This window comes from Sphingomonas psychrolutea (assembly GCF_014636175.1).
Classification (GTDB): Bacteria; Pseudomonadota; Alphaproteobacteria; order Sphingomonadales; family Sphingomonadaceae; genus Sphingomonas; species Sphingomonas psychrolutea.
The window spans coordinates 1-12259 of record NZ_BMDW01000011.1; the positions used below are offsets into that span (position 1 = coordinate 1).

Genomic DNA, 12259 nt, shown 5'->3' on the forward strand with positions numbered 1-12259 from the left:
CTCGAGCTTGAACTCTCGGCTGAACTTCCGTCGTTGCATTTACACCCTCCGGTTCCGAAAACACCTTATCTTGGTGTCCACGAAACCGGCAGCAGCTCACTTCGCGACCCCACCGCAGAGGTCAATCTTCCCGACGAACCGCCCAGGCCTCGCGGATCAGATCGGTGAGGCTGTGGCTGATGAACACTCTGCGCTTGCCGAGCCGCACGTCATAACGGTGCGCGTTCTTGATGATGTAGTCCATCCAGGAGCCTCGGCCCAGAAATTCCCCAACGATCGGAGCATCCTTATCGTACGCCGGCTTGACCCAGACCGCGCGTCCTCTGCCCTGCCAAGTCAGTCCCGGCACGAGCGCCTGTTCCAATGCGACCTGGAGCCGTGTGGCGTCGAGGAGATCCTCGCACACCGCGAGCCCGTGGATATGAGGTCGAGACTGTCGTGATCCTCGCTTGGTTTTCGTTTCTACGATATACGCGAACGGTAGCGAGGAGATGCCCTGGCGTTTCATTGCTCTGCGTATGCGCTGCTCAAAGTTGGGCATGATGTCGCTGCCCGCCGTGGCCCATCGACCGATCATCCTTGGGTCTATGTTTGCCGTGATGCTAAAGCAAACCCGGTGTTCCATGCCCAGATCAAATGCGATGAACATCTTCATGGCTTCTGACAGCTTGTGCCATCTTGGGAGGTGCTTGGGTGCAAGCTCTGTGAAGCGATAACTTTGGTCAGAATCCGTCCATACTGACATAGGCTCTCTCGGGACCCCTGCGCCGGCCTCGAACGCCGCCCGCAACGCAGCATCCCTCATCAGGATTGCGATGAGCTCGCTTTCGGCCAAAAGCAGCTTAGCAAGCTCGCGTTTCTGCCGATTTACGGGTGGCTTCTTGCGGCGTGGACCAGAGAAATCGGATAATCGGCGAGCGGAAATCTTCAGGGTTGGCAATGGCTCATCCCGATGGGCGTGGTGACGGAATTTTCGGCGGCAAGTTTGGAGCCCCGGCGACCTCTACACAAAGGCTGCCGTCACTGCGAGCAGTCCGACTTCATCGAGCTAGGCTCGCCCGATGCCTGATGTGTTGGTCGCTGTGTCGTCGCGCCGAGCTGAAGCGAAATCGAGACTGCCGCCAGAACGTTGGCCCGTTGCCCCGAGCTTCTTGGCGTGCGCGATTCAACGCAGCTTTTAGCCGCAGCAGTCGCAGTCAACCGCTCGCCCGGCCGTATGGGTGAGGGGCGATGGGAAGGAGTCATGCACTGTGAGACATCGATGAGAGACATTGATGTCTCAAACCACGCTAAGTCATTGAAAAATAATACATGGTGACCCCTACGGGAATCGAACCCGTGCTTCAGCCGTGAAAGGGCCGCGTCCTAACCGCTAGACGAAGGGGCCGTACCCGGAACGTGTCGGGTGCGGAGGGTCGGTTAGGCAAAGCGCGGGCGCTGGTCAAGCGCTGTGTGCAGCGAAATGCTCAATCGGCCCATGCGGCATCGTCCAGATGCAGCTCGGCGGCGGGGCGGGCGCCCCAATCGTCGATCTTGGCGCGCCCCGCCAGCCACAGTTTGCGGTGCGGCGGCGCGCCGAGCAGCGCTTGCCCGAGCGCGGTGTCAGCTTGGCGGAACGCGACGGTTTTGAGCGTGCCGCCGCCGTCGCCCGAAACGATCGCGCGGACATGGCCGTTGCCGACGATATCGGCCTTGATCACGCGCACCGGCCCCGCGACGACGCGCGGCTGCGGCCAGCCCATGCCATACGGCCCGCCCGCCTCCATCGCCGCGACCAGCGTCGGGTTGACCCCGCTCGCGGTCAGCACCGCATCGAGCAGCAGCGCGCGATCGCCCATCGCGCGCGCCACGGTCGCGTCGAGCCGTTCGGCCAGAAAATCGCCGAACGCTTCGATCCGGTCTTCGGCAATGGTCAGCCCCGCCGCCATCGCATGCCCGCCGCCCGCGACGAGCAGCCCGTGCTCCTTCGCCGCCAGCACCGCCGCACCGAGATCAACGCCGGGGATCGAGCGGCCCGAGCCCTTGCCCACGCCCATTTCGTCGAGCGCGATGACGAGCGCAGGGCGACCAAATTTCTCCTTCAGTCGCCCGGCGACGATGCCGATCACGCCGGGATGCCAGCCGCGCCCCGCCACGACGATGACCGCGTGGTTGCTCTTGGTCGCGGCGATGATTTCGGCCGCTTCCTGCACGATCCCCTCGATCGCGCGGCGTTCCTCGTTCAGCCGGTCGAGCTCGACCGCGATTCGCTCGGCCTCGGCCGGGTCGCGCGTGGTGAGCAGCCGAACGCCGAGATCGGATTTGCCGACGCGGCCGCCGGCATTGATCCGGGGCCCGAGTGCAAAGCCGAGATCGGTCGAGGTCGGCGCGCGCGTCAGTCGCGACGCCGTGATCAGCGCGTTGAGGCCGATATTGCGGCGCTGCGCCATCACCTTGAGGCCTTGCGCCACGAACGCCCGGTTGAGGCCTTTTAGCGCCGCAACGTCGGCAACGGTGCCGAGCGCGACGAGATCGAGCAAATCGAGCAATTTCGGCTCCGCCCGCGCGGTGAAATAGCCCCGCGCGCGGAGCGTCCGGATCAGCGCCGCGCCGAGCAGGAACGCCACCCCGACCGCCGCAAGATGGCCATGCGCCGCCCCCTCCACCTCATCGAGCCGGTTGGGGTTCACCAGCGCATGCGCATGGGGCAGGGCGGCGGCGCATTTGTGGTGATCGACCACCACGACATCGACCCCGGCGACACGCGCCATTTCGAGCGCCTCGAACGCTTGCGCGCCGCAATCGACCGTGACGATCAGACTCGCGCCCTCGTCCTTCAACCGCACCAGCGCCGCGCCCGACGGGCCATAGCCCTCCATCAGCCGATCGGGAATATAGGGCCGCGCCTCGAGCCCGAGATCGCGCAGCAGCAGGATCATCAGCGCTGCCGAGGTCGCGCCGTCGACGTCGTAATCGCCGAACACGGCGACTTGCTCGCTTGCTTGCACCGCATCGGCGAGGCGATCGGCGGCGCGGTCCATGTCGCGGAAGATCGACGGGTCGGGCATGAAGGCGCGGATGCTCGGTGCCTTGTGCGCCTCCAGCGCATCGCGCGGACAACCGCGCGCGAGCAGCAATTGCGTGACGAGATCGTCGGGCGCGAACCCCGGATCGCGCGCATCGGTTTCCAGCATGCGCCAGCGCCACGGCTGGCCGAGGATCGACTGTTTGATGTTGAGGACGTTCATGTGCGGGCGTCGTAGCGGGTTGTGGGGGCAGGGGGCAATGCGGCGGCTCTTCTTGGCGATGGTATCCACCCCGGCGAAGGCCGGGGCCCAGTTGCGCGACATTTATGGTTTGGCGTTGCGCTTCGTTAGCTCGACCATCGCAACTGGGCCCCGGCCTTCGCCGGGGTGGATGATGTTTGGTTGCGCGGGCGGCACGCGCCGTGCAAACGTCACCAAAACAGGGAGAGACACGATGCGGTATCTGGCAAGCCTCGCAGCAGGCGCAGCGTTGCTGTGCGCGACCGGAGCGCCGGCCAAAGCCCCGCGCTTTGCCGCCACCATCACGCGCACCACCTACGGCATCCCACACATCCGCGCGAACAGCTGGGGCGGGCTCGGTTATGGCGTGGCCTATGCCTATACGCAGGATAATCTGTGCATGCTCGCCGAGGAATTCGCGACCGTCGCGGGGGATCGCTCCCGCCTGTGGGGCCCGAAGGGGACCGCGACGCTCGGCTTCGACCGGATCGACAATCTGTCGTCGGACCTGTTCTTCCGCACGATCGTCGATCTGCCCGCGCTGCGCAGCGGCTTCGTCAAGGCCAGCCCGGCAACGCAAGCGTTGGTGCGCGGCTATCTCGCCGGCTATAACAAGGCGCTGCGCGATCTCGGGCCGCAGGGCGTGCCGGTGGCGTGTCGCGGCAAGGCGTGGGTCCGGCCGATTGCCCTCGACGACATGCTGCGGCTGACCGAGAAGCAGATGCTGCTGGCAAGTTCGCTCGCGCTCGCGCCGATGGTGGTGTTCGCGGCACCGCCGGGCGTCGCGCAGGCTAGCCTCGCGCCGTCCGAAGATCCGCTCCGTCCCCGCGACGTCGGTTTCGGCAGCAATGGCTGGGCGTTCGGATCGGAGGTGACGGCGGATAAGCGCGGCTTGCTCGTCGGCAATCCGCATTTTCCGTGGACCGGGCCTAGCCGCTTCTACGAAATGCACCTGACCCTGCCGGGCAAATATGACGTGATGGGTGTCACGCTGGCGGGCGGGCCGATCGTCACGCTCGGCTTCAACAAGGATGTCGCGTGGACGCATACCGTCACCGCCGCCCAGCATTTCACGGTGTTCCAGCTCAAGCTCGATCCCGCCGATCCGACCGCCTATCTCGTCGATGGCAAGAGCGAGAAGATGCGGCGCAGCACGATCAGCGTGCCGATGCCGGATGGCGCTGCGCCGGTGGTGCGGACGCTGTACGCGACGCGCTACGGCCCGCTCATCGCCAATCCGCTCGCCGGGTTCGTGTGGAACAAGACCACGGCCTTCACGCTGCGCGATGCCAACCACAACAATCAGCGTGCGCTCGATACCTGGCTGGTGATCGGGCAGGCGCACAATGTCGGCGAAGTCCGCGCGGCGGTCGAGCGGACGCTGGGTATTCCGTGGGTCAATACGATCACCGCGGATCGCGCGGGCAATGCGATGCATGCCGATGTCACCGCCGTCCCCAATGTCTCGACCGCCAAGGTCAAGGAATGCGCCACGCCCGCCTCGGCGGCGTTTGCCGGGCGGCTGGTGCTGCTCGATGGCAGCCGCAGCGCGTGCGACTGGGACAAGGCCCCCGGCACGGCGGTCGCCGGGCTGATGCCCGCACGCGATCAGGCGGTGCTCGAACGGCGCGATTATGTCGCGAACAGCAACGATTCCTACTGGCTCAGCAACCCCAAGGTTCCGGCGATCGTCCGCTCGCCAATCCTGGGCGCGGCGGAGACCGCGCGCTCGCTGCGCACCCGTTCGGGCTTGCTCGAGATCGAGCGGCGCTTGGGCGGCACCGACGGCCTCGCCGGCACGCAAATCGACCAGCCCCGCGCCGAGGCAATGGCCTTCGCCAACAAAAGCCTCGCGGCCGAACTCGCGGTCGATCCGATCTTGGCGCTGTGTCGCGGGCAGGATGACCTCAAGGCCGCCTGTGCTGCGCTCGCCGGGTGGGACCGCCGCTACGATCTCGACAGCCGCGGCGCGTATCTGTTCGCGGCGTTCTGGGATGCGGTGAAGGCCCCGCAATGGGCCGTGCCGTTCGATCAGGCCGATGCCGTCCACACGCCGCGCGATCTGGTGACCAGCGGGGCTGCGGGAGAGAAGCTGCTCGCGGCGCTGCGATCGGCGGTTGCGCGGCTCGGCAAGGAAGGCATTGCGCTCGATGCGCGCTGGGGCGACGTGCAATTTGCCGTGCGCGGGACCGACCATATCCCGATCCACGGCGCGGCGGGCACGCTTGGCGTGCTGAACGTGCAGCAAGCCGATGTCGTGGCAGGCGGCATCGTGCCGAAGCACGGCACGAGCTACATCCAAGTCGTCGGCTTCGATGCCGCCGGGCCGGTCGCCGATGCGCTGCTCAGCTATTCGCAAGCGACCGATCCGGCGTCACCCTATTATGCCGACCAGACCCGCGCGTTTTCGGTCAAGAAATGGCACCGGCTGCCCTTTACGCCCGCGCAGATCGCGGCGGATGGGGGGAGCAAGGTGGTGCGGATTTCGGAGTAGTGGTTCTTTTGCCTGCCCCTCCCCGGCGAAGGCCGGGGCCCAGTCGCGAAACAGCAATGATCGGGCGAAGCGCTCGACGACATCGACCTTCGCAACTGGGCCCCGGCCTGCGCCGGGGAAGAGGGAGGGGATGATTGATCCGCTACTCCCGAATCCAATTCCCCTCGCGGAACCACTTGGTCACGATGTACTTGGTGCCCTTCACCACGGGCATACCCTCGTGCAGCGTCTGGTCGTTGCGGCTGCCATCGGGGTTCATATTGTTCCACGCGAGCAGCAGCCCGCGCTTCGGCGCCACCTTGATGCCGATCTGTGGAAACCAGGTCGCGCCGCCTTCCTCGACCGTGTTGAGATAGATCATCGCGGTCCAGGTGCGTTGCCCCCCGGTCTCGATCATCTTCGGCCAATAGGGCTGTTTCTCGTTGAAATAGTCGAAATGCGCGCGAAAATGCTGGCCCACCGCATAGCGTTGGCCCTGCATCGTTTCGCCATGCACCGGATCGATCCCGAGCAAGTCCGCGATCGCCTCGTCGGTCGGGCGGACTTCGGGCGACCAGCGATCCATGTCGCAGCTTTCGCTGGTGCGGAACTCCTGGACTGTTTCTGCCGCCAATACGGTCGATCGGCGGCGATTGGCATCAATCAGCTTGCACAACCGGGTGCACGTCGCGGCATCGAGGAAATCGGGATAATGATAGATGTGCGCGGTATCGACCTTGGCGCGCTTCACCGCCGGATTGTTGGCGAGCCGCAGCGACACCGTTTCCCCGAACAAGCGGCGCACCGGGGATGCGCCGTTGGGTTTTTTTGCAAAGAGAGCCATGCTCAAGACTTTGCCCGCCTCGCCCCAAAAAACAAGGGGTCCGCAGGCCTGTGCTTGCGGACCCCCGTTTCAATCGCCTCAGTCGCTTACCAGAAGATGTCGTAGACCGTATCGACGACATAGCCGGTGCGGATATCGACGAGCAGCGCGTCATTGTAATAGCGCACCCAGCGATACGGACCGTAAGCCGGCGGTAAGCGGTAATAATCGGTATCGTCGATCCAATAATCCTGGTTGAACAGGATCGAACTCAGCGTAAAGCCGATCGAAAAACGCCGATAGCCATAGCCCCAGCCGTATGGCGCGTAATAGCGCGGCAGGCGGAAGATATCGCGGTTCTGGTTGCGATAGACGTTGTAATTGTAGCGATTGTCGCGCCGCCAATCGCGATTCCAGTTGCGGTTGTTGCCGTTCCAATTGCCGTCCCAGCCGCGGTTATAGCCGCTCGTATAGCCGCGCCGGTCGCCGCCACGTGCATCATACCCGCGCCGGTCGTCCTGACGCCCGTCCTGACGCCCGTCCCCACGATAGTCCTGTCGCCCATCACGCCGGATATCCTGACGATCGTCGCGCCGATCACCCCGAACCTCCCCGCGAACCTCCCCGCGCGGCGGTTGCCCGCCGTTGAAGTCCGGTCGCCCGTCGCGGCGGCCATCGCCAAACCGGCCGTCGCGCGGTGCCTGTGCTTGCTGTTGCGGTGGGGCCTGCACTTGCGGCACCGCCACGGGCGCACGAACCGCTGCGGGCCCGCCCTGCATCTCGCCACGCCCCCCGCGGAAATCGCCGCGCGCTTGCCCGTCGCCGCGCCCACCGCCGAAATCAGGGCGATTGCCCCGGTCGGGTCGTTCGAAGCGCGCTTGCGCTTGCGGCTGGGGTTGCGGTTGCTGAACCTGCTGGGGTTGCTGGAACTGCGGCCGCGCTTCGGGCGCGCGCATTTCGCGCTGCGGCTGCTGTTCGCGCTGCGGGCGGTCCTCGCGCTCCTGCTGGGGACCGCGTTGTCGTCCGTTGCCGTCATCCTGCGCAAACGCAGTCGCCGGGATCAACGCAGAAGCCGCCATGATCGCGGCGAGCAAAGACTTGCGCATCAAACTATCCTCAATCTTCGTCCGGACGCCATGTCCGGTCGTTGAACTCGTCTTATCCTCTTGGCGATGAGCCGTGCCTGAATTGCGCTGACAGCGATCAGAAAGGATTATCGATTGCGCGGCATGAGCGCCGGAACCTCGCGCGCGGCATCCGCTGGAGACGTCCCCGGCGCCGGTGGCGCATCGATCGTCTCGTCGCCGCGCTGCACGCTTGCCGCCAGCAAAATCGCTTCGATCAGCCGCGGATAGATGCCGCAGCGGCACAGATTGGTGATCCCGGCGCGGATATCGTCCTCGCTCGGGTTGCGGTTCTTCTTCAGCAGCACCGACGCCGCCATTACGATGCCCGGAATGCAGAAGCCGCATTGCACGACATTCCCCGCGATCAGCGCCATTTGCGCCGGGTGCGTACGCTCGCGCGACAGGCCCTCGATCGTCGTGACGAAGCTCCCTTCGACCGCGGCGATCGTCCGCTGGCACGATCGCACCGCCTCGCCGTCAATATCGACGGTACACGCGCCGCACGCGCCCGTGCCGCAGCCATATTTGGTGCCGGTCAAATTCGACGCATCGCGCAGCGCCCACAGCAACGGCGTGTCCGGGTCCATCTTATAATGTACGGGCTGATTGTTAACGGTGAAGCGGGTCATGTCGCTACGATAGCGCCGCGCGCGCGATAGCGAAATGACCCGTTTCCGACGCTGCCGCCCGATTGCACCGCTCGGGCGACCCGTTACATCTTGTACGAAATCCGGAGATAGCCGAACTGACCCGGCACATCATAGGTGGTGGGATCATAATTCGGGCCGGTGCAGCTGAAGCATGCGGGCGGATCCTGGTTGAAGACGTTGTTCACACCGACCGTCAGCCCAAGCTTCCGGTCAAACAACGCGTACCCGATCTGCACGTCGCCATAGAACGTGCTTTTTAGTTTTGTGCCGTCGGCCTCACGCACGGCGTCGATATAGCGGCCCGTGAACGATGCGCTGAAGCTGTCCATTGCCCAATCCAGCGTGCCATTCCCCTTGAAGCGCGGATAGGATTGGTCGGGGAAGCCGCGGGTGGTGCCCAGATAATTGGTCGTGGTGAACCCAACTGCGGCCGGGAAAGTCTCGCTATATTTCATCAGGAAGTTGCCGCTGCCGGTCAGTCCGAAGGTGCCTACGGTCGTCTTCTTGGTGCGGAACGTGGCGATCACGTCGATCCCGCGCGTGCGGATGCTGCCGATATTTTGCAGCTGCGCATTGATCCGCGAAATCAGGCCGTTGGGCGTGCGCGTGATCGCCGCGCAGCTGAGTGGATCGCCGCTGAAGGCGCAGCGGCTGAGCGTTAGCGATGCGTCGACCGGTGCGATCGCATTGTCGACCTTGATGTCATAATAATTGACCTCAAGGCTCAACTGGCTGGCAAAGCCCCGACGCGCCCATGTCGGCGAATAGACGCCGCCGAACAGCAAGGTCTTTGACGTTTCGGGCCGCAGATTCTGATTGCCGCCGGTCAGGACGCCCAACTGGCCGCCATTCGGCTCCTGATAACTGCCATTGGCGGGCACGCCATTGGCGGTGCAATTCGCCCGAACGCTGCCGACATTGTTGCGATACGGCGATCCCGCGACGTTGGTGCAGGGGTCGTCGATCGGCGCATCGGCGCGCGACGCCGCACCGAACGACTCGCCAATCGCTGGCGCGCGGAATCCGGTCGCGTAGGAACCGCGCAGCAACACGTCGCGCACGGGCTTCCACGTCGCGCTCCCCGTATAGGTCGTCGTACTGCCGCTGCGCGAGAAGTTCGCATGGCGCACGGCCCCGTCGAGATCGAGCGAATAGAAAAACGGCGTTTGCTTCAAGACCGGCACGCGCAGCTCGCCGTAAACTTCGTTCGAAGTGTAGCTGCCGACGGCGGGAAGCGACGGGATGTCCGAGCTCAGCCCGGCCGCCGTGATCGGATCGGGATCGAAACTGCCCTTCTGGTAGCGATGTTCATAGCCAACCGCGAAGCCCACCGGTCCGGCCGGCAGTTCGAACAGGTCGCCGCTCAAATTCGCGGTATAGTCCTGCAGCTCCTGCGCGCTGCGGTTGCGCTCGGTATAGGTGATATAAGCAAGCTGATCGGGCGTGATCGATCCCGCCCCGCCGAAGATGTTCACCGGGACACAGGCGCCGGTGCAGTTGGACACGGGCCCCAGCGCGCGGGCCAAATTCGCTGCGTTGACGTTGCCGGTGAAGGACTGTTTGGCATCGTTGAACCCGATGACAGCGCTCGCATCCCAATACCATTTGTGCGCGCCGACCGTGAACGACCCGTCGAGGCCGCCCGTGATCGACATGGTGTTCACGTCTTGCGTGTAGGTGCGCTGCCCGGCCTCGACGAGGCGACGGCGCACCGTCGAATAATTGGCGGGCGGATCGCCCGGATTGCCCGCCGAGAGTGTGCCGAACGGGTTATACGGGTTGCTCGCATCGATCGTGATCGTGTCGAGCAAATTGCCATTCCCGGCATCCGGACCGATGAACAGGGGCAGGAACGCCGCCTGATTCTGCGATGTCCGGTGCGAATAGACCGCCTTGACGCGCAAATTGACGCTGGACGACAATTCCTGCTTGATATTGACGAACCCGCCATAGCGTTCCGACGGGGTCAGGAAATAGTTGAAGGGCGAAAAGTTGAAGCGGGCGGCCGAGGTGAAGTTCGTAAAATCCCCGGTTGCGAGCGTCGGGTCATACACGGGTCGGCGCCCGATGACGGGGGCGCGTAGCGTCAAGCTCTGCCCGTTGACGTCATACCGCCCGAGCAAAGGTGCGCTGCTGCAGCCGCCAATCGGGTCAGTACAGCTGGTCTGGCCCGGATTGGGAAATTGCGAAATCGCGCGGTTGCTCGTGCGCACGGCTTCCTGTTTGACGTAGCTGGCGCCGAACACGATGTTCGTCGTGGCACCGTTAATGCCATAGCTCGCATTGTAATCCTGCGTATGGCCATCGCCCTGGCGGAAGGTTCCGAACTGCGCTGACGCCTGCAAGCCCTTCTGACTCGATTTGGTGATGATGTTGACGACGCCGGCGAGCGCGTCCGATCCATAGAGTGGCGACTGCCCCGATTGCAGGACTTCGATTCGCTCGATCATGTTCGCCGGGATCGTGTTCAAATCGACGGTCGAGGGAATGCCGCTGGCACTCGCGCCGTTGACGAAGCGCAGCCCGTCGACCAGCACCAGCGTGCGCTTGGCCCCGAGATAGCGCAGATCGATATTCGCCGAACCGGCGCCGACGCCGCCGCCATCGGGCGGATTGCCGATATTGCCGCTATTGTTGACCTTCGTGTTGAGGCCGCCTGCGGCGCTCGGCAGGCGTTGGAGGATGTCGGCAATGCTGCTGAGGCCGGTTTGATCGAGCGCCGCGCGGTCAAGCGTGGTCACCGGCGAATCCTGATTGAGCGGATCGCGACGAATACGCGATCCCGTGACGATAATGTCTTCGCCGTCCGCGGTGGCGGTCGCCGGCGCACTGGCGGTTTGCGCCTGTATCGGACTGGCTGTAAAAAGGAGCACGCCGCCAGTAAGAAGGCAGGACGACAGAAGTGCAGATCTCGTCATTATTGTTCCCCTTATAGGACATCATGTTTCGCCGATTTTGCACCGTTGCCAACCCCCCGGAATGCTATTTGCGTGGTGGCTTCCACTATCGTTACGCAGTGTTGCTGTATTGCAACGGATCATCGTTATTGGGCCGGAATGATCCAGTGGCATGCGACGCTACCGAACACGCTCTCGGCTGGCCGGCGTTGGGATATGGCTTCGGCTCAAGGGGTAGCAGGATTGCCCGCGTCTCAACCCCGACATATGAAGGTAGCGCCCACCCCGACGCCCGGAGACCGGTTTTGCGCGATCTGACGATCCTTCTCGCTCTCCTCGCCGCACCCGCTCTAGCGGCGGACAAAGATGCAGGGGCCGCGGCACTGCTGGCACAGACCGCAGGGCGCTGGCAGGGTGAACTGCAATATCGTGATTATCAGTCGAACACTTGGCAAGGCCTGCCGATGACGGTCACGATCGTGGCTCAGCCCGATCAAGTGACGACGATCCGCACCGCGCAATATGACGACGGGCCCAAGACCGGGATCGTCACGATCACCACGGTTAATGCAGTCGATCCCGCCGCGGCGACGGTGCGCTACGCAAGTTTCCGCCGTTCCCGCGCGACCGACGTCGGCGTGGAGAAAATCGTCAAGGTCGAGCCGGGCGCGGATGTATCGCACTGGACGATCGTCACCACCGAAACGCGCACGGACGGTGATCAGATTGCCGAGGTGCGCGAAACCACCACGCGCGACGGCGATGCGATGACGACGCTGAAAGAGGTCAATCCGGTGGACGACGGTCAGGACGTCTGGCTGCCGCGAAATCGCTCGGTGCTGCGGCGGGTCGGGGCGTAACACATACCCGGCAGGCGGCGCTGTCCTACACGCGTGCCTTCTGTCATCCTCGCGGCGGCTCTTTCACACCGTCGGGACACACCCCCCGCATGCGCCGCAGGACCATTGGGCGCGTGCGTTCCGGTGCGGCCAGACGCATTCCATGCAGGCGACCTGGCCGCTGATTACGACCGTTCTATCCCTA

Annotated in this window: 8 protein-coding genes and 1 tRNA gene; 2 read left to right on the top strand and 7 right to left on the bottom strand. The window is 64.3% G+C overall.

All coding sequences use genetic code 11. The features are described from left to right. Positions 1–121: 121 nt before the first annotated feature. The 3 genes from IEV62_RS10010 to recJ all read right to left on the bottom strand — a co-directional run bounded on the left by IEV62_RS10010 (position 122) and on the right by recJ (position 3227). On the bottom strand, positions 122–940 hold the full coding sequence (locus IEV62_RS10010; RefSeq protein WP_188447037.1) for a hypothetical protein: 819 nt from the start codon (positions 938–940) through the stop codon (positions 122–124). Positions 941–1312: 372 nt separating this feature from the next. Beyond that, positions 1313–1387: transfer RNA gene (locus IEV62_RS10015), tRNA-Glu, on the bottom strand. 79 nt (positions 1388–1466) lie between these two features. Next, positions 1467–3227 carry a single-stranded-DNA-specific exonuclease RecJ gene (recJ, locus tag IEV62_RS10020; protein ID WP_188447245.1) on the bottom strand — a complete coding sequence of 587 codons (1761 nt, stop codon included), beginning with the start codon at positions 3225–3227 and terminating at the stop codon, positions 1467–1469. A 232-nt stretch (positions 3228–3459) separates the two neighbouring features. Here recJ and IEV62_RS10025 point away from each other — a divergent pair, with 232 nt between their 5' ends. Next, the gene (locus IEV62_RS10025; RefSeq protein ID WP_229733009.1) at positions 3460–5739 is read left to right on the top strand and encodes a penicillin acylase family protein; all 2280 of its coding nucleotides are present in this window, start codon (positions 3460–3462) and stop codon (positions 5737–5739) included. Between the two features lie 142 nt (positions 5740–5881). On the opposite strand, the gene IEV62_RS10030 is transcribed toward IEV62_RS10025, so the two are convergent. From IEV62_RS10030 to IEV62_RS10045, 4 genes are all read right to left on the bottom strand, one after another. After that, positions 5882–6562: a prolyl hydroxylase family protein gene (locus tag IEV62_RS10030; RefSeq protein WP_188447039.1), complete on the bottom strand. Its 681-nt coding sequence runs from the start codon at positions 6560–6562 to the stop codon at positions 5882–5884. Between the two features lie 86 nt (positions 6563–6648). Next, positions 6649–7647: an RcnB family protein gene (locus tag IEV62_RS10035; RefSeq protein ID WP_188447041.1), complete on the bottom strand. Its 999-nt coding sequence runs from the start codon at positions 7645–7647 to the stop codon at positions 6649–6651. A 107-nt stretch (positions 7648–7754) separates the two neighbouring features. Next, positions 7755–8297 carry a (2Fe-2S)-binding protein gene (locus tag IEV62_RS10040; protein WP_188447043.1) on the bottom strand — a complete coding sequence of 181 codons (543 nt, stop codon included), beginning with the start codon at positions 8295–8297 and terminating at the stop codon, positions 7755–7757. 83 nt (positions 8298–8380) lie between these two features. Beyond that, positions 8381–11191 (bottom strand): TonB-dependent receptor domain-containing protein, encoded by a 2811-nt coding sequence (locus tag IEV62_RS10045; protein ID WP_308510848.1) that lies wholly within the window; start codon positions 11189–11191, stop codon positions 8381–8383. A gap of 329 nt (positions 11192–11520) precedes the next feature. Between IEV62_RS10045 and IEV62_RS10050 the strand changes: the two genes are divergently transcribed. Further along, positions 11521–12075 carry a hypothetical protein gene (locus IEV62_RS10050; RefSeq protein WP_188447046.1) on the top strand — a complete coding sequence of 185 codons (555 nt, stop codon included), beginning with the start codon at positions 11521–11523 and terminating at the stop codon, positions 12073–12075. Positions 12076–12259 lie beyond the last annotated feature (184 nt).

Bases quoted from the DNA above. Each gene is read 5' to 3' on its own strand.
- recJ (WP_188447245.1), bottom strand. From the start codon at position 3,227: ATGAACGTCCTCAACATCAAACAGTCGATCCTCGGCCAGCCGTGGCGC.
- IEV62_RS10040 (WP_188447043.1), bottom strand. From the start codon at position 8,297: ATGACCCGCTTCACCGTTAACAATCAGCCCGTACATTATAAGATGGAC.
- IEV62_RS10030 (WP_188447039.1), bottom strand. From the start codon at position 6,562: ATGGCTCTCTTTGCAAAAAAACCCAACGGCGCATCCCCGGTGCGCCGC.
- IEV62_RS10035 (WP_188447041.1), bottom strand. From the start codon at position 7,647: ATGCGCAAGTCTTTGCTCGCCGCGATCATGGCGGCTTCTGCGTTGATC.
- IEV62_RS10025 (WP_229733009.1), top strand. From the start codon at position 3,460: ATGCGGTATCTGGCAAGCCTCGCAGCAGGCGCAGCGTTGCTGTGCGCG.